The 17,647-nt window shown below is 57.0% G+C and carries 14 protein-coding genes and 6 pseudogenes; 12 read left to right on the top strand and 8 right to left on the bottom strand.

What is annotated here, in order from left to right:
• Positions 1-345: 345 nt before the first annotated feature.
• The 5 genes and pseudogenes from ACP7BS_RS17990 to ACP7BS_RS17970 form a co-directional block, all read right to left on the bottom strand.
• The gene (locus tag ACP7BS_RS17990; protein ID WP_426239190.1) at positions 346-1,380 is read right to left on the bottom strand and encodes an ATP-dependent DNA ligase; all 1,035 of its coding nucleotides are present in this window, start codon (positions 1,378-1,380) and stop codon (positions 346-348) included.
• A gap of 235 nt (positions 1,381-1,615) precedes the next feature.
• A complete protein-coding gene (locus tag ACP7BS_RS17985; RefSeq protein ID WP_426232380.1) occupies positions 1,616-1,795 on the bottom strand; it encodes a DUF3606 domain-containing protein in 180 nt (59 codons plus the stop codon).
• Between the two features lie 495 nt (positions 1,796-2,290).
• A pseudogene (gene malQ, locus ACP7BS_RS17980) lies at positions 2,291-3,487 on the bottom strand (4-alpha-glucanotransferase); the annotation flags it as partial.
• A gap of 216 nt (positions 3,488-3,703) precedes the next feature.
• Positions 3,704-5,485, bottom strand: a complete 1,782-nt coding sequence (gene treZ, locus ACP7BS_RS17975) for a malto-oligosyltrehalose trehalohydrolase (protein WP_426239189.1) — start codon at positions 5,483-5,485, stop codon at positions 3,704-3,706.
• Positions 5,486-5,517: 32 nt separating this feature from the next.
• Entirely contained in the window at positions 5,518-6,294 is a 777-nt protein-coding gene (locus tag ACP7BS_RS17970) for an SDR family oxidoreductase (RefSeq protein ID WP_426239188.1), read from the bottom strand.
• Between the two features lie 306 nt (positions 6,295-6,600).
• On the opposite strand from ACP7BS_RS17970, the gene treY reads away from it, so the two are divergent.
• The 6 genes and pseudogenes from treY (at position 6,601) to ACP7BS_RS17940 (ending at position 12,039) form a co-directional block, all read left to right on the top strand.
• Complete coding sequence (treY, locus tag ACP7BS_RS17965) at positions 6,601-9,132, top strand: malto-oligosyltrehalose synthase (RefSeq protein WP_426239187.1); 2,532 nt, start codon at positions 6,601-6,603, stop codon at positions 9,130-9,132.
• A gap of 364 nt (positions 9,133-9,496) precedes the next feature.
• Positions 9,497-10,360 carry an SDR family oxidoreductase gene (locus ACP7BS_RS17960; RefSeq protein WP_426232390.1) on the top strand — a complete coding sequence of 288 codons (864 nt, stop codon included), beginning with the start codon at positions 9,497-9,499 and terminating at the stop codon, positions 10,358-10,360.
• Positions 10,361-10,430: 70 nt separating this feature from the next.
• Positions 10,431-10,964 carry a glycogen/starch synthase gene (locus ACP7BS_RS17955; RefSeq protein ID WP_426232376.1) on the top strand — a complete coding sequence of 178 codons (534 nt, stop codon included), beginning with the start codon at positions 10,431-10,433 and terminating at the stop codon, positions 10,962-10,964.
• Positions 10,965-11,050: 86 nt separating this feature from the next.
• Positions 11,051-11,410 (top strand): annotated as a pseudogene (locus ACP7BS_RS17950) (glycogen/starch synthase); the annotation flags it as partial.
• Between the two features lie 101 nt (positions 11,411-11,511).
• Positions 11,512-11,748 (top strand): DUF982 domain-containing protein, encoded by a 237-nt coding sequence (locus ACP7BS_RS17945; RefSeq protein ID WP_426232375.1) that lies wholly within the window; start codon positions 11,512-11,514, stop codon positions 11,746-11,748.
• A 42-nt stretch (positions 11,749-11,790) separates the two neighbouring features.
• On the top strand, positions 11,791-12,039 hold the full coding sequence (locus ACP7BS_RS17940; RefSeq protein WP_426232374.1) for a DUF982 domain-containing protein: 249 nt from the start codon (positions 11,791-11,793) through the stop codon (positions 12,037-12,039).
• Positions 12,040-12,730: 691 nt separating this feature from the next.
• Here the strand turns inward: ACP7BS_RS17940 and ACP7BS_RS17935 are convergent.
• The gene (locus ACP7BS_RS17935) at positions 12,731-13,183 is read right to left on the bottom strand and encodes a helix-turn-helix domain-containing protein (protein ID WP_426239218.1); all 453 of its coding nucleotides are present in this window, start codon (positions 13,181-13,183) and stop codon (positions 12,731-12,733) included.
• Between the two features lie 569 nt (positions 13,184-13,752).
• On the opposite strand from ACP7BS_RS17935, the pseudogene ACP7BS_RS17930 reads away from it, so the two are divergent.
• A pseudogene (locus tag ACP7BS_RS17930) lies at positions 13,753-14,051 on the top strand (catalase HPII); the annotation flags it as partial.
• A 288-nt stretch (positions 14,052-14,339) separates the two neighbouring features.
• Entirely contained in the window at positions 14,340-14,672 is a 333-nt protein-coding gene (locus tag ACP7BS_RS17925; protein WP_426232373.1) for a hypothetical protein, read from the top strand.
• A gap of 185 nt (positions 14,673-14,857) precedes the next feature.
• Here ACP7BS_RS17925 and ACP7BS_RS17920 read toward each other — a convergent pair.
• A pseudogene (locus ACP7BS_RS17920) lies at positions 14,858-14,986 on the bottom strand (IS110 family transposase); the annotation flags it as partial.
• Positions 14,987-14,993: 7 nt separating this feature from the next.
• Positions 14,994-15,218: pseudogene (locus ACP7BS_RS17915) on the bottom strand (tyrosine-type recombinase/integrase); the annotation flags it as partial.
• Positions 15,219-15,632: 414 nt separating this feature from the next.
• Here ACP7BS_RS17915 and ACP7BS_RS17910 point away from each other — a divergent pair.
• From ACP7BS_RS17910 to ACP7BS_RS17895, 4 genes and pseudogenes are all read left to right on the top strand, one after another.
• Positions 15,633-16,055 (top strand): hypothetical protein, encoded by a 423-nt coding sequence (locus ACP7BS_RS17910; protein ID WP_426232401.1) that lies wholly within the window; start codon positions 15,633-15,635, stop codon positions 16,053-16,055.
• 122 nt (positions 16,056-16,177) lie between these two features.
• Positions 16,178-16,759, top strand: coding sequence for a hypothetical protein (locus tag ACP7BS_RS17905; RefSeq protein WP_426239186.1), 582 nt, complete (start codon positions 16,178-16,180; stop codon positions 16,757-16,759).
• Positions 16,760-17,016: 257 nt separating this feature from the next.
• Positions 17,017-17,142, top strand: a pseudogene (locus ACP7BS_RS17900) (tautomerase family protein); the annotation flags it as partial.
• A 219-nt stretch (positions 17,143-17,361) separates the two neighbouring features.
• The gene (locus ACP7BS_RS17895; protein ID WP_426239185.1) at positions 17,362-17,577 is read left to right on the top strand and encodes a hypothetical protein; all 216 of its coding nucleotides are present in this window, start codon (positions 17,362-17,364) and stop codon (positions 17,575-17,577) included.
• Positions 17,578-17,647 lie beyond the last annotated feature (70 nt).

The raw sequence follows: 17,647 nt of genomic DNA, 5'->3' as shown, positions 1-17,647 counted from the left end.
GGCGTCGGAAAGTTTTTTCATCGTCATTCTTAGACATCTGGGGGCGTCCTCATTGAAGGCCGGCTAACACGACGGCTCGTGAGAGTTCCCGTAAGGCATTGATCCGTGCGCAAACGTACGCTTGGTCTAAGGCGCTCGTTGTCCACGCCAATGAGCTGCTGGCTCTCGTAGATCTGACGCTTCCGGGTTCGACGAGATCTATATTGATAATGTCTTGCTCGTTCAGGAGGGGTTCCTCGAGTTCATGGCGCGGGACGTTTTCCCGTGTCACGCCGGTTGCGCTCATAATGGAAGCAACCGTAGCGTTCTGAAAAATGTAAGGGAGAGGTAAGGTCACCCCGTGTTTCACAGCCCGATCTGCCTGAAGTCGCACTGAGACGGCTTCTTGTCCGGGCGCCAGCGAAGAAGCTTGGTTCCGTGCCTGAAGCGGCAGCCGGTGATCTGATCGAATTTGACTTCCACCACCAGTTCGGGTCTGAGCGGTTTCCAGTCGGAAGATCGGTCTGTCGTCCAACGGCTCGGTCCGCCAGGCGCCTTCCCGGTGAACCCCGGGCCACCCTTCAGTGATTCAAGTCTCGCCGTAAGCTCCGGCTTTTCGATGTCGGCAATCGCAGACGTAAAACCGACGTGGTCGAGTAGTCCATCATCATTGTAAAGGCCGAGCAACAGCGAACCCACCAGCTCACTGTCTCTCTCATACCGAAACCCACCGACGACACAGTCCGCGGTCCGCAGGCGCTTGACCTTCATCATCGCGCGCTCTCCGGGTCTATAAGGTTCATCGATCCGCTTGCACACCACACCATCGGTATCTCCACCCGATCGGGATAGCCAAGCGTCCGCCTCGCGCAAGTTCTTTGTCGCCGGCGATACGGTGAGGTACGCCGGATCGGCCTCAATCCTTTCACGGAAGTCTTCAAGGCGAGCGCGGCGATAGGCGAGTTCTTTGTCCAGGATTGGCATACCGTCCGTATCCACGAGCATGTCGAATGCGATGAACCTGCTTGGGGTTTCTCTCGAAAGTTTGCGGACGCGACTTTCGGCTGGATGCAAGCGCATCTGCAAAGCGTCGAAAGATAGCTTCCCCTCCACTTCTATCACCAATTCCCCGTCAATAACGAAGTTAGGTGTCGGAAGATCGGCGAGCAACGCCACCACTTCCGGGAAGTAGCGGCCAAGCGGTTTTCCGGATTTTGCCCGAAGATCGACGGACGAATCGCTCCTGAAAGCGATACATCTGAAGCCATCCCATTTCGGCTCGTACTGCCAGCCTTCCCCGGACGGAAGGGCCTTTGCCAATTTGGCTTCCATCGGCTCCGTCTCGATGGACAGGCCATATATTCCTGCGGCCGGTTGATCACCCGCGTCGCGTATGGCCATTGCTACCAAAACCTCTTGGAGTGGGCGCCCCGTGTGGCAACCTCTACCAGAACCGCCGTCGACAGAAGGATGGTGGAGACCACAGCCGCTATCGATAACAATCCGTCATTGGTGATTTTAGCATTCGCCTTCAAACCGGCCGTCTCGGAAAACGCTAACGAAACCTTTGCGTGCTGGCGTTGATTTAGGAAACCCGCGGGACTAGCGCCGTCGCGCACAGCAACCTCACGATGGCTCATCGCTTGTTCTCCAGATTGGCCTCGACTTTTTTACGGCTGTTGCCGACATCCTTGACTGCGCTCTTGACGGCGTCTTTCGTAACCCCCTCTTTTTTGGCCTCGTAGCGAACCTCGTGGACCCGGCCGCCCGCGACGCGTGCCCGATCTTGCGCTCTGCCTCTTTTGGTGCTTGACATTTTCCGTCTCCATGATGATCGACGTAAACTATGTTTGAATCCGGAAGTTCCACGCCGGTGCAGTCTCCTTCAATTTGGTCTCCGGTCATCGGAAACAGAGGTCGATTTAGAAGTTTGCCACCTACGATGCGAGGCACTTGTCGCAAATGTAGCTACCGTCCTCGTCGAGGACGGTAGCTATTGGCCACAAAGAGGCAAACCTTATCACAACTTAGAAGGTCGTCCGGGTCTCAGATCTCGACTCGCCCGAAAGGATTTTCCATCTCAAGGCCTCAGGTTCGAGGATTGGATGGAGATGGTGATAAGGGGTCGCCTTCAAAGGCGACACCTCGCTCTCATCTGCTTGGGAGGGCGATTGCGTTCAGTTGGGGGAGTTAGGTAGAGGTTCAGTACCCGCCAACAGACTGTTAAATTCAGCGATCTGTGGAGTCTGGACTCTCCTTCGCTCGAACGGTTTTCCGAGTAGTTCGACAGCCAAGGGTTTGAGCGTGCCGTTTACCCCGCATGCGCTCGCTCCTCTCGCATGGCCGCGGCGATCTCGTTGAGAAGCGGCAGACCGGCCAGCTCCTCTGTCGTTGCCGAGAGTTTCGGCTTCCAGTTCGGATAGCTTTCGCTTGTGCCGGGGATGTTGGTCGGACACTTTTCGTCTGTCATATCTGCCAACCGGACTGCCACTAAAACAGAGGGCGTCTTGGCAATGAAACGATGGGCACTGACCACCAGGTCTTTCAGCTTATCGTCGTTCGCATTTACAGGTGGCAGACGAGCCGGCGGCTGCGTCCCCGCTTCATCGAGGGCAAGCTTCAGGTCCGCGCGCTCATGCTGCCGTTCTTCAAAATGCATTCTGCTCACATCAGGAGGAACAATTCCATGGTCTTTGCGCGCTTTGATATCGGCGGCACACCACCAACCGGCCAAAGTCTGGTGATCGTGCGTCGAAATGCAGGCAAGCGACAAGGAGGGGTAGGCGCCCGCGGGCCTGAACCCGTCGTCTTCCCGTTCATAAGAGAGGATGCGGTAGGACAGGATTTGGGCTTCGGCCAGATCTTCCTGCAGCCCCTCCGGCAACATCCCCAGATCCTCACCGATGACGAGGCACTGGAATTCCGCGGACGCGTCCGACAGAATTTGCAACAGTTTATCCTGCGGATAGTTCACATAGGCGCCGCTATCAGGCGCGCTGTCGAGCGGCACAAGAAACAGGCGCCGCAGTGCTGCGGCGTGATCGATCCTGATGGCACCGGCGTACCGCATGGCAGCGCTCACCATCCGGCGAAACGGGGAATCCGTCCTGGACGCTATCGCCATCGGATGTAACGCCGCCAGATGCCAGTCCTGGCCATCGGTGGCAAACGGATCGGGAGGACTTCCAACCGTGGCATCGGAAATATAAGCCTCAATCTCACTCCAAGTGGCTGACCCATCGATGGCCTCACCGACGGCCAGATCAAGATACAGCCCTATACGGAGGCCGGCTCGGCGTGTGACCGCGGCGGCTTGCGTCAATTGTTGGTGGGCCAGCCATTGCAGCCACATGTGGAAGCGGATCGTGTCAGCCTGCGCATCCGCAAGTTCGACCACCTCATCGCTGTCACGTCGTCGGTATTCAGGCGGCCAAGTTTTCCAGCCCGTACCATGACCGCTTTTGCCCATCGACGCCGAGAGAGTTTCGAACAGCGCGTGCCGGCGAACGACTTGGGAATGGCCTTCGATTGCTGCACTTTTTTAGGTCCACGAGCAGATTTTTCATCGACGCCTAGTGCAGCAAGGATCGTGCGCTTCGTCTCGTCGGTAATCGGCACCTCCACATTGTCAGGAGACGGTCGCATAAGGCTGATGCCATGATCTTTGGCCAAGCGGTCGAGATGCGATTCCATGGTCTCACTTTCTAGATCAGATGTGCGGACTTCAAGTCTTCGCCAGATCAATGCTTGAGAGCACGGACCAGGGAGCTAGCGTTCCCTCGCTGTTCGAGCCATGCAGGAAGATGCGTTCGCCCACGAACGGAGACGGGATCGTCACCGGTTCGTCCGAAAAGTTGGCGAGCAAGTAAAGCATGGAGCCGCCCGCAAGCGTCCAGTCGACTATCGTCAGGCGTCCCTCATGACGGAACGAGCCGCTACCACTGGCCCCTTGCAGCAACGGAACAATCCGGTCCTTTCGCAGGGTAAGCAAGGACCTATAGAAGGCGAGCATGTCCGAAGCACCAGTGCCAACCAACTGAGACCAATCGAGCTTAGCCATCTCAAATGTGGACCGTGCTGTCGGATCAAGGAGGTCGTCGGCATCAAAGCCTGGAAGCCGTGACAATTCCTCTCGCCGTCCTTTCCTGACCTTCACGTTCAGTTCATCATCGAAGCCGCAGAAGTACGGAAAAGGCTCACGCGCTCCCCACTCCTCGCCCATGAACAGCATCGGAATCTGCGGCGACAGCAGATAGACGGCTATGACCGCCTTTATAGGCTCCGGCGGACGGTAGGTGATCATCCGATCGCCCAGCGCCCGGTTGCCAATCTGGTCATGATTCTGGATGAAGGAGATGAACGCGGTGGGGGGTAGGCCGGTCGTAGGCTTTCCGCGGCTGTCGCCACGATAGGGCATGTGTTCCCCTTGAAACACAAAACCTTCGGCAAGCGCACGGCCGACCTTGCCGTCGTCGTCGGCGTAATCCTGGTAATACCCGAACGTCTCACCCGTCGCGGCAATGTGCAAAACATGATGCACATCGTCGTTCCACTGGGCGGTGAAGCTGGTGGCCCTCCCGTCCTCGTCACGACGCAGCAAATCGCTGTCGTTGTTCTCATTCTCGACGATCAGGTGAACATGCCGCCGGGTTCCTGCGGCTTCGCGAGCCCGACGGGCTAACTCGTGAAGAAGATGTTCTTCGGCGTCATCGTTAATGGCATGCACCGCATCCAGGCGCAAACCGTCGAGCCTGAACTCTGTGATCCAGTAGATTGCGTTTTGAATGATAAACTCCCGAACGGCCTTCGATCCTTCACCGTCATAATTGACGCCGTTGCCCCATGGGGTCTTGTGGTGTTCGGTAAACAGCGGCGCGTAGGTTGCAAGGTAATTTCCATCTGGACCGAAATGATTGTAGACGACATCGAGAAACACGTTGATGCCGCGTACATGGGCTGCGTCTACCAGTGCCATCAAATCCTCGGGACGGCCATAACTGCTGTCCGGTGCATAGGGCAGGACGCTGTCATAGCCCCAGTTGTAGCGGCCAGGAAAATCGCCGACTGGCATGATCTGAATGGAGGTGACGCCAAGCTCTGCCAAGTGGTCCAGTCGTTCAATTGCCGCCCGGAACGTGCCTTGCTGCGTAAACGAGCCGATATGCAGCTCGTAGATGACGCTTTCTTCCCATGGACGTCCCAACCAGTCACTAGCCTTCCATTCGAAGTACCGAAGATCGATAACTTCACTCGCGCCATGGACGTCTTCAGGCTGGTGGCGTGATGCGGGGTCAGGCACCTCGGACCCGTCCGGCAAACCAAACTTATAACGGCTGCCTGGCCCGATGCCGGGAATGTGACAACGATGCCATCCGTCGTCTGAGCGTTCCATCTCCCGCGGACTGCTCCCCTCGATCACGAGAGAAACGTCTTCTGCCAGGGGAGCCCAGAGCCTAAACTCGACGCCGTCTTCCAAAACAAGCGGACCAAACGCGTATTCGACCAAAACATCACCTTTTCCATCTCGAAAGGAACTGGCTAGCGTAGGAGACCTTGGCCGCCATCGACCCAGATTGGAGAACCAGTAATGTGTCGCGACTTATCGGAAGCCAGGAAGGCTATAACGTCGGCGACATCTTCACTTCGGCCCGGACGCCCTCCGGTAATGGGGACCTGACCTTCCGGCCATACGACGGGTATTGCCGTCTCGTCTTCTTTTCGCAGCTTGGTGTTTGCCTCGATATTCGTCTCGATCTCACCAGGGCACACAGCGTTGATGCGAATGCGATGACGGGCAAGCTCCAAGGCAAGCTGCTGCACCATTGCTACCTGGGCGGCTTTTGTTGCGGTATAGGCCGTTGCGCCTGGGGTCGTGAACGTTCGGGTGCCGTTAATCGAAGAGACGACAATGATCGAACCGCCGCCCGAACGCTTCAGTTCCGGCACGGTCGCGCGGATGGTCAAGAACGTACCAGTCAGGTTGATTGAGATCGTCTCGTTCCATTCAGCCAGTTTTAGATCATCGATTGGAGCCCAGACGCCATTGATGCCGGCATTGGCGACGACAACGTCGAGCCGACCATACTGCTGGGTCAGCTGCTCCACGGCTGCAGCCATTTGGCTCTCATTAGATATGTCTGCCGAAAGGAAGACGGCCTCGCCTCCGGTTTTTAAGATCTCAGCGACCGTCGATGAGATCTCTTCTTGCGTAGGTCCAAGCGCCCCAATCTTGTACCCGTCTCTCGCAAGAGCCATCGCGGCCGCCTTCCCAATGCCGGACCCGGCTCCAGTGACAAGTGCTACGGCTGGCTTCATGAGGAACTCCTAGTCGATCTGAGCGGCGGTCAAACCCTTGGACCCGCCTGAAGTTCCCGATCGACAATGTGTTTGTACGGTGCAGGACGACAAGCAAGCGTGTGAGGGCCATCGCGCCCTGTCCCTGCCATGCGGCTAGAATTGGCAACTCCCCCCTAAGAGACGTCGCGCACGTGAGTGTAAACATGGTCTGGAACAACGAGCGATCAACATGGTTGTTAGCGGGTTCTCCCATGTTTCCGCGACAGCCTTGATAGACGATCGTCATCCACACGGCCTTACGCCTAAAGCCACTGGAAAAAGCTCATGAACATTCCGACGGCCACTTACCGCATCCAGTTCCGCAACGGCATGACCTTCGACCGCGTTGCGGCGTTGGTGCCCTATTTGAAACGCCTTGGTATCAGCCACGTTTATGCGTCTCCGGTCTTCACCGCAGCGTCCGGTTCGACACACGGATACGATGTCACTGACGCCAACGAGATCGATACTACAATTGGTGGCCGCGAAGGCTTTGACCGCTTGGTTAAGGCGCTCAAGATGGAAGGTCTTGGCCTCATCCTCGACATTGTGCCGAACCACATGGCCGCCTCGCTGGAAAATCCGTGGTGGCGCGACGTGGTGGAGAACGGCGAGGAGAGCCGCTACGCCCGTCACTTCGATATCGATTGGACGCGGAGGCTGACCCTGCCCTTCCTCGGCGACACGTTCGAGAAGGTGCTGGAAAAGGGCGATATTTCCGTGAAGCCTGACCCGAGGACGGGCAAGCCAGCGTTGGCCTACTACAATAGCTTCTATCCGCTGAACCCAGCTACCTACGCCAGCGGGGAGGCGGAGCTACCGAAGGGGACCGACAAGGCGGCCATCGCAGAGCTCCACGACCAGCAGCGCTATCGGCTGATGTCCTGGCGGGAGGCGCGGCGCCAGCTTTCCTATCGCCGATTCTTTGAGATCACCGGCCTTGCCGCCGTGCGGGTGGAAGACGGCTCGGTCTTCGATGACACGCATCGGCTTATCCTTGAACTGGTCCGCACCGGCGCGGTGGATGGCCTGCGGGTGGATCACGTCGATGGCCTTGCAGATCCGAAAGCCTATCTAAAGCGTCTGCGGCAGGAGGCGGGAGAAAACTGCTACATCACCGTCGAGAAGATTCTTGGAGGGGGCGAGCATATACCTGCCGATTGGCCGATATCCGGCAGCACAGGTTACGAATTCATCGCCGCTCTTAGTGACGCATTGGTCGATAGCGAGAAACTCGATGAACTGCAGGAGGCCTTTCAAAAAGTTGCCGGCCAGCGTATCGATATGCGTGATGAGCTGCGCGCCGCCAAATTGCTGATGGTGGACAATAACTTCGCCGGCGAATTTGCCGCTCTTGTGCAGCTTGCGCTGCAGATCGGCCAGGCGGAAGACAAGGAAAGTATCTTGTCGGAAGCGTCGATCAAGCCGGCGATCCGCGAACTGCTGATCGCTTTCCCGGTCTACCGCACCTACGGTACCCGCGACGGCCTGCCGCCTGAAGGCCGCGAGATGATAGCCGGTGTCATCGATGAGGTCCGCCAAAGCCCTCATGGGCCGGAGCCGCAGGCGCTCGCATTCCTCGAACGCGTTCTCTCCGGCGATGTCGAGCAGCAGGCGGGGGGCCAGGCCTCGGTCTTTCGCACCCGCTTCCAGCAACTGACCGGGCCGCTGATGGCAAAGTCGGTGGAGGATACGCTGTTCTTCCGCCAGCACATGGCGCTCGCCCTGAACGAAGTCGGCGCCCAGCCCATGCCGCGCGCCTTCTCCGTCGATCGCTTCCACCGGGAAATGCAGACCCGGCTTCGACGACAGCCCGATGCGCTGTCCGCCACCTCCACCCATGATACGAAACGTGGCGAGGATGCGAGGGCCCGGCTCTATACCATCACTGAGGCCCCGAAGCTTTGGGCAGAAGCCGTCGAGCGCTGGGGGGAGATGAACCGTCCGGCCGTGCAGTCCCTTGAAGATGGCCCTGCCCCGGAACCAGCCGTCGAATGGATGCTGTATCAGGCGCTCGCCGGCGTCTGGCCGACGGGTCTGTATCCGGAGGATACGGAAGGCCTGAAGACGCTGGAAGAGCGCTTCCTCGCCTATGCGGAGAAGGCAATACGTGAGGCCAAGCTCCGCACAAACTGGGGCGATCCTAGCATGGCCTACGAACGAGCCGTGCTCGGCTACGCCCGCCGCCTTCTTGCGCCGGATAACCGAGATTTCGTTGCGGACTTCTCCAACACACTACGACCCTTTATCCGCGCCGGTCTAGTCAACAGCGTCACTCAGACGATTATCAAGCTCACGGCGCCCGGTGTGCCGGATATCTATCAGGGCAGCGAAGGTCTAGACCTCAGCCTCGTCGATCCCGACAACCGTCGCGAGCCTGATTTCAATCTCCTGCAGAGACGCCTTTCAGTAGAAGCTGAACGCCTCTTCGAAGGGGAAGAGGAATGGCTAAGCGGACGGGTGAAGCAGAATCTCATCGCAACCCTGCTAAACTTCCGCAAGCAAAAGTGGTCCCTATTTGCAAAAGGCACTTATATCCCGATCATAGCCGATGGTGAACGACCAGAACCTCTCATTGCCTACGCGCGCGTAAAAGAAGCGGATGCGGTTATTGTTATCGCCCAAAGGCTTAGTCTAAGGAGCAATACGGCGTCTTTCGAAGCACGATGGCACGGGCGGAAAATCCGGCTGCCAGACCCCGTGCGAAGGCAACATTTCGTAGATCTTCTCACTAAACAAACCGTCGATCTCGATGGCGATCTCGATTTAGAGCTTGCTGCCTCTGGCCGACCATTTCTTGTCTTGGGGAGTGCATGAAGTCTGCTCCGCTCATTGCTTCCACTTAAAGGTGACACATGTCCAAAGCATCTAGGTTCGATATCTTGTCCGGAGATGCAGCCCGCCTGGGTGCTAACGCTGACAGAGAGGGCGTCAACTTCGCCCTCCACCGCAATCGCGATCTTGGCGCTTGTTGACATGCCGGCCTCCAAACTACGGGGCCTGATCAGTCACAGCATTTTCCTCAATCGGGGACTTACCTGTGTAGGGGTTTGGATGAATAATGAACAGCGAGCCCCCAAGAAACATGGCAGCTAGCGCGATAATCAAGATTGTGGCCCTGGTCGTGGGAACACTCTGCGACCTGGGTAGTTCTCCGTTGCCAATTATTCAGGAGCTCGCCATGCCTCACGACAGCCACCCAAAGCCGCTGCAGCCAAAACAAGAGCAGGCCCCTCCAGGAGAGACTAAGCTTTTACAACCTGTCCCTGATCATGGCGAGGAGTCATACAAGGGGTCGGGGCGGCTCGAAGGGAAAGTGGCCCTCATCACGGGCGGAGATTCGGGCATCGGCCGAGCGGTGGCCATAGCATTCGCCCGCGAGGGTGCCGATATCCTGATTTCGTATCTGAGCGAGCACGAGGATGCTGAAGACACGGCAGCCTGGATTCGCAAGGCTGGTCGACAAGCGCTGGTCGCACCTGGGGACATTAAGAGCGAGGCCTTCTGCAACGCCTTGGTAGAAAGGGCTGTCGAGGAACTGGGAGGCATCGACATCCTCGTTAACAATGCCGCCTTTCAGCGAACCTATAATTCCATCGAGGACATTTCTGCCGAAGAATGGGATGAGACCTTCCGGACAAATATCTACGCCCCCTTCTATCTCTCTAGGGCCGCGGTACGCCACATGAAGGCTGGCAGCTCGATTATCAACACGACATCAATCCAGTCACGCCAGCCTTCATCATCCTTGCTTGCCTATGCTTCAACGAAAGGGGCCGTTTCAAATTTCACTGCCGGCCTAGCGGAGATGGTTGCCGACAACGGAATACGCGTTAATGCGGTTGCCCCTGGCCCGATATGGACGCCTCTCATCCCCTCAACGATGCCGCCGGAAAAGTCTGAATCGTTCGGCAAGCAGACATTGATCGGCCGTGCCGGCCAGCCCGCAGAACTCGCAGGGGCTTACGTTCTCCTCGCATCTGACCTGGGTAGCTACATGACGGGCTCCGTCATCCCCGTGACCGGGGGCGAGATCATGATTTAGATCTGGCCAACAGTATACCAAAAAACGCCTGTCACCGGCCGGATGCCGCTAGTATCCTGGAGTGCAACGTATGCAAGTATTGTCCGCCGCATCAGAAGTTTATCCGCTCATCAAAACTGGCGGACTGGCGGACGTGACGGGTGCGCTTCCCAAAGCGTTAACCCCGTATGGGATCGAGACCCGGACGATCATGCCCGGTTATGCCGGCACCCTGGAAAAAATGGTCGACGTGCGACACGAGGCTGACGTGGAGCTGCTCGGCGAGACCGCAAAGTTCTACTCCGGTCGCCATGATGGGATCGATGTCATCATCGTTGAGTGCCCTGTCCTCTTCCATCGCGATGGCGGCCCGTATTTGGATCGCGAAGGAGAGGACTACAGTGACAACTGGAGACGGTTTGCCGCCCTGTCGTCTGCGACGGCGCACATAGCCGCAAATGGCATTGGTAGTTGGCGGCCGGACATCGTTCATCTGCATGATTGGCAAAGCGGGCTTGCTGCTGCGTACTTGAAGGCGATCGGCGCACCGGTACCCGTCGTGCTTTCAATCCACAACCTCGCATTCCAAGGTCAGTTCTCGCCAGAAATCTTTGGCGAGCTTTAGCTGCCGAGTGAGTTCTTCTCGACGGAAAAACTCGAATACTATGGGGGCATCAGTTTTTTTAAAGCTGGCATCGCCTTGCAGACGCCGTCACGACCGTAAGCCCCACCTACGCGCGGGAAATCCTCACAGAGGATTTGGGAATGGGCCTCCAGGGTGTCTTGTCGACGCGGCGCGACAATCTGACAGGCATAGTCAATGGGATTGATATGGCAGTCTGGAACCCGGCAACCGACCCACACATTCCGGCCAACTACGATAACCGGACCATCGGCCGCCGCGCCGCCAATCGTACCAAACTGGAAGAGCGCTTCGGGGTGGAAGAGGGAAGCGGGCCGATCATGTCAGTGGTCAGTCGCCTGACTTGGCAGAAAGGCCAATTCGGCGGGAACGTCAGAAGCCTGCAGGCAAGCTGCAACTCAGGCTGCAGTGCCCAATGGCAAGATTAATTGTATCCACAACATACCAGAGTACGAAAAAGCGCCGGAACAAAAGTTGAATGCCTCAGTTGTATCCCCCATCAGCAATTGCAGAATCCAGGGAGATGAACATGCCGACAAAATGGCGGGAACCAGTAAAGATCAATGCACCCATAAGCGGCGATGTCCGGGTGGGCGGCCCCTCCGAAGCACTGGTCGTACTGATGGACGAGTGGCCAAACCTGCGTGGAGCGGGTTATGTCAGAGCGCGCAGTCTCTGCCGGGCCGCGATCGCCGGGCGCAAGGACGCCGAGGAGGCCCGCGAGATTTTCGTTGTGGCAGCGAAGGAAGCAAACCTCTTGCATTGAAGCGCAGCGATCGCGTGTAATCATAGCAGTGGTGGAGAGTCGATGAATATTTCCTGGAAGAAACCCGTTGAGCTGCAGTTCGCCGATAGCGGCAAGGTATCCGTGAGAGGGCCGCAGGACGCTCTGGATTATTTATTGGCCATCTGGCCAACCGAAGAGGGCGAGCTCTACTTGAAGTGCAAGGCGGCCTGCATGGAGGCAATAGAAGGGGTTAGGCCTGTGGAAGAGGCATGTACGATTTTTCAATCCGCCGCGGCGGAGGTGGGGATTTCTTCGTCAGGAACCGATTAGGTTCCGTACCTCATGAAGCGGAATTTGTGACGTATCCCAAATCGCGTAGGACCGGAAAATGCAACCAGTTAAACCCCCAGATCGTGATGGCCAGTACGCAGCGCGCCACTCTGACTGTATAGCAGCTTTGGATGGTAAGGTTCAGCAACTGTTTGAAGAAGCGTTTCGTGCGGGTTGGACAAGAGAAGAAACGGCGGCGGCGTTGCTTGAGGTCGCCGAGCGCCACGCAAGTTCATGTCCAATCGGGTAAACGATGAGGAGATTGCGGCTGAGGTAGCGGGCCGCGTGTCAGGATGATCATCGGCCATTCAACCGTCCTTCATCCGATACAGCGGACAGCGGCAAGGATGGTTGCGATTGTTGTGACTGTCCTCCTTTTTGTCCTTCGGCCAGGTCTTCGCAGAAATGAAAAGATGGGCGAGCAGTTCCAGAACACATGCCGGTCACCAACTTAACCGTCCACCAACTCCGGAACAACTTTTGTAAGTTCGCCCCCAAAACGCTGGGTGGTCGAACAAACATTCGCGTGGCTGGGCGATGCCGCAGGCTGGCCAAGGATTTCAAAACCTCTCGCCCAACGCGATGGCCTTCCTTACAAGGCGGCTAAGTGGACATTCCATGAACCTCACCGTGGCGGCCCGCGAATACGCGCTCGGCGGGCCAAAACGCATTGCTTGTTCGAAGGTTAATCTCAATGGAGCGGAGAACCGCTATCGAAGGACCTTATTGCGCTAACAGCAGAGGATTGATCCCGCCCGCCGAATGCTCGGCCGATATCAGCGTAAGTTAAGTTGAATTTTTGTCGGACCTCCCACATGAGCAGGCGGCGAGACAGGGCCACTCGCTTGAAAATTGAGGGCCCAACTACGTCCCGATATTGGATCCCCAGTTCAGCACACCGCCGCTTGATATAAGTGACCTCAGGACGAACGAGCCTGTTGGCCAGGTGGAATTGATATGCCTGAACATGTGCATCGAACCTGATGCTAGAGGTTTTCCAAAGCGGCGGTCTCCCCTTTATCTCAATGAGCCTGGCTTTTTCCGCGCGTGCTCGTGCGGCCGACGCATACTTGGTCTGGCGGAGCTTGTGAGCCTTCTGGAGTTCGGCTTGAAACGGGGTAGATTTAGAAAATTGAAGAGTCATGATCCCAACACACACCATCTCTCCTTGGAGCCGCAGCCAAGAGCAGAAGGCATTTCGCAGAGTTGATAACGACGACACACGTCTTCTGGAGCAAAGCAGCCCTGTCACGTGTTCGGATTGTTTACGATCCAGCCGCAGGAAGCCAAAGCTCCGCAATCGTACCCAATAGATGCTGACACCCACGACCATTTTCAAGGGCAAACACACGAAAGAACCTACTGCTAGCGCAACACCAACGAACAGTCTTTAACCCGGTCTTTCAGTCATTCCCAATCGCGGAGAACTCGTAACGGCGGTTCTGGAGGCCTTAGACCCCGGACTTCTAGCGGCAGCTAGTGTCGAGGGCATGACGCACATAAGATCGAGCGGGACCGAGACGCGGGTTACCAGGTGGTGACTTTGGGGCCGCAAGATTTTTCAGTCAAAAGTCGCCATGAGTTGGACGACCAACGACACGTGGTTGGAAAGGACCATGTTCGATCTCAGTGTCCACTTCAAGTCGCGTCATGGGACCTAGGCTATCACCACTGGCCGCGGCGCCAACTTGTCTTCGCTGTCTTTGACGTGGTCTCACTTCGACTGCGGCGATCGACGATCTGGTGAATGAGGCAACGGCCCGGGACTTTGTCGCCGACGCTTTCCAGCATTGCAAGTTCATCGGTTACGACCAGTCGGCGCTGCCATTGCTCGAAAAAGCCGGAATCTCCAATGATCTCGACGAAGGTGTCCGGGCTTGCCCCGGGAAGAAGGCTTGTCAGCCTTCGTCGCGGAACTCGGCAAGCTACGTGTTTGGGGCCGCGAGCCGTCGGTGAAGCTTGGCAAGGTCCCCGCCGATCGGGGCGCGGTTCTCGCGCCCCCACTCATTTAAAACTATTGGGTCGGCAGCACGCGATATTTGCGAAAACGGATGGGCACGGCGGGCCGCGCTCAATCGATTGCCGGTTATAGAAACGACATCGGGGAATAGACCAAGCGTCACTCAGCGAACCAATGCTTCGATTTCACAGAGGTCGTTGGTGGCTACCATCTCATACGGCATGCGGAAGAATTTGCGGGCCAGCCGGTTACAATCGATCAGTTTATCGAGCGCGCCCGCGAAGGACGGTTAGGATACCGGCGGCTGATCGAGGATGCTGCGGAAAAGGCGGGTTGGGGCATGGGTGTCACAGCCACAATCCTCAATCCACCGCTCTTCATCATCGTCGGCAAGCTGGCGACGATCGGTGAGGCATTCACAAATCCCCTCAAGCGCAGTTTCGCGCGTCACACGTTGCCCCCACCCGACCAGGTTGCCGACATGCCAAGACCCCGTTTCGTTGTGGGTAAGTTCCTTGGCAACGAAGATACCGTGCTCGGTGCCGTGGCACTTGTGCTGCATCAGCATGGGCGACTGGCGAACAGCGCTGGGATCAGAATGAAAAGCACCCGCATAATTGGTGCTATCTCAGATTCAAAATCGCAGCCTTCGAAATTGTTCAAGCTTAAATGAATACATGGGCGCCTTGAACCGAATCGAACCGGCGACCCTCGCATTCTTCCTATTCTACCGGTGTCCTAAGCTGCTGTGAAATTTGGATTTTGAAGCGTAAGGCGATCTATGGGACTGTAGCACGCTATCGATTACACGCACGAACATCCTGCGAGCCGGGAGACTTCGAATGCTGCCACGCGCATCTTCATGTCGGTCTTGATAATCATCGCCGACAGCACGGTCTTCACGTGACGGGTTTCCGGCAGAACAACATCAAAGCCAGCTTTCGTCAGACCTTCATACAACCATTGAGACAATGGGCCTGCTTCCAGGCGATCCGATGCCACCTCTTACAAGCCTTGAAGCACACGTATGAGGGAGCACGTGGGGAACGACGTCGCTATCGGTCGATAGCCCCACCTCTTGCTTGGCCTGGTTCCACACCGCGCGGAATTGTTGCTGATTGATGGTAACGAAAGGTCCGTTCCGTCCTGCTTGGCGGGCAACCGCTGCGACAGCACGCGACGTAAGAGGGACTGACCGGCTATTTCCGGATTTCGTCACAGGCGCGGCCGTCGTGAAAAGACAAGCTGGCTTCAGGCTCAAGGATGGGCGGATTTTTCCTCAATGCCGACACCGATGCACTCAACCGCGAGCACGAGTTCTTCGGCGAAGTATTCTACGACAGCCAGTCCGATCATGAATATATCGTTGGACCCGGTGAGTTTAGCCTCAGGAGATCGATGAGAACGCCATGTAGGTAGTGTCCCTTCCCATTTCGCAAAAACTGGTTAGACGCCTATTCTTCATAACGGAGGAGAGGCGTCTGGCAGGTAGCGGTAGGCGGTTACCAAGAGATCACCGTGTAGGGCGAAAAACGCTGAAATTCGTCGTCAATAAACTCGAAATAATATTCTGTGCATATTGACAGCGACTTAGAACGGTCGTGAACGATTTTCACTACGCAAGGATCTACCAATGGCTGATGATACGAACTTAACTCCTGCAGTCGAGACTGCGTCCGCTGAGGCGTCCTCGAAGACAAAAGAAAAGAAGACGCGCGCACCGCGCAAGCCGAAGGCCGCTGCGGACGCTGTTGCTGAAACTTCGGTAAGCGCTCCGGTGAAGAAGACCCGCGGTCCGGCAAAGAAAGCAGCGGCTACCATCGCGCCTGTTGCAGCCGAGCCGGCCGCTAAGGCATCGGCTCCCGCAAAGAAGGGCACAGTTGCGAAGGCTCTGCCCGCCAAGCGCGCGCAGAAAATCGAGGCCGCGCCGGTTGATACGGACGGTTTTGCCGATCTTCTGAAGCTCGAAGAAGAAAACCAGAAGCTTCGTAAGGAGCTTTTCGACAAACTCCGCGCCGAAAACGCTGATCTCCGCAAAAAGCTCGGAACGGCTTGATCGTAGACGATCGCCGACAGCGGCTGATTGTAGTGCCGCTTCACGACTTAAGGCCGGCTCGCATTGCAAGCCCGGTCTCCCGCTCGGTACTATGGAGCCAGGAAACGAGTCGGAGACGGTCGATGAGATCACCATGGCAACTAATCAAGGGGCTTGTATCGCGCAGCAAGTCCGAGGAAGGCGGTGCAACGGCTGATGAGGCCGTGGCGACATCTGACCCGCAGGTTGAGGTGTTCGAGCAGCGCAATGCGCCGCAAAGGGAACTGGAAGCGCAACCAGGTACTAACACTCAATCGACCGCCGGCGGGAACGAAACTGACCGGCATCTGCCTTCTATCGATGCAGACGCCCAGCAACCCTTACCAGCGGTGCAAACCGATCCCTTGCCCTTGCAGGTGGCAGGAAACGTGGGACGTGACCGACTCGCACCGGTGGTGCCTCTCGACGGGAAAGGGGGTTCAGGCACCCTTGCCACCGGATCAAACGAGCGACGGGCGAAGGCGCCCCACGCGCGAGGAAACCTCGGCAAGCGGACGATTGTCAAGACAGCCGTGGAACAGCCAGTAGCGACGAAGACGACGGCCGTTGACGAAGCTGCTGAGCTGGACCTCGAAATCAAAAATCTTAGATTGGAGCTATCTGCGAAACTGCTTGAGCAGAACACCCAGCTACGTCGTATGATTGAGCGCTACGGTGACAAGTGAGCCCGAGCCCGCCGGTGCAGTGGCGATCTTCTACGGGCGCGTTTCCCGCCGACGCGGACCGACGCGCCTGAATAAAAATAGGTGTGGGCCGTTTCCTTGGGTACCCGCTGAAAAGAAAGCCCTCTCTGACGTGCTCCGTTTTTGATGAACCGCTGGATTACAAGCTCCGTCCCGGGCGACTTGCGCATTTTGGGTGGTGAGTCCACGTCCAACGAAACGCCTGGTGCGCCGGCCGCCGTAGCTTTTGACCAGCCTCTCTGCTCAATAAGCCTCTTGAGTCCACCTATGTCGGGATCGAAGAAGTGGACCTGGACAATTGGGGTTGGGGTGGCCTCCCCACGGTCCAGTATCGGCGACAGCGCGCCGAGGCCGCTAAGTCCTAAACTTGCATTGCAACCCGTCCTTTTTCTTAAAGGCGAGGCGGGTATATACAGCGGGCCGGGATCGAATTTCGCAAAGACGTATCCCGGTCCCCTTCCCAAAAATTGCTTGAGCACAATTCCCCGAAACAACCTTTGCGTTGCGATAGGGAAGTCGCAGCTGCTTCGCATTCAAGCTGCTGGGTGTTAAGTTTGAACCCAGCCCAGGAGGAGGTCGACCCTATGCAGAAATTCTCAGTAACTATCACGGAGGCGATCGATGCTGACAGCGCCGAAGAGGCAGCCTTACTTCTTTATCAGAAGCTATTTAAGGGGCCACCGCCATTGACCTATGCAGTCACGGACCAAACGGCCCGCACAACCGACATAACCCTGGACCAGGCAGATGCGCGTGAATTTGCAGTTGCCGACCACACCGCAGACCCTGGGAACTGGTAAGGCGGCCGAAAAGTCCGATGCAGGAAGCACACTTCCCATAGACTTTTTGTTCTGTTTTTCCAGGAGAATT

Source organism: Pararhizobium sp. DWP1-1-3, assembly GCF_049896125.1.
Taxonomy (GTDB): Bacteria; Pseudomonadota; Alphaproteobacteria; order Rhizobiales; family Rhizobiaceae; genus Pararhizobium.
The sequence above is the reverse complement of the archived record's forward strand: the minus strand, read 5'-3'. Positions and strand labels throughout refer to the sequence as shown.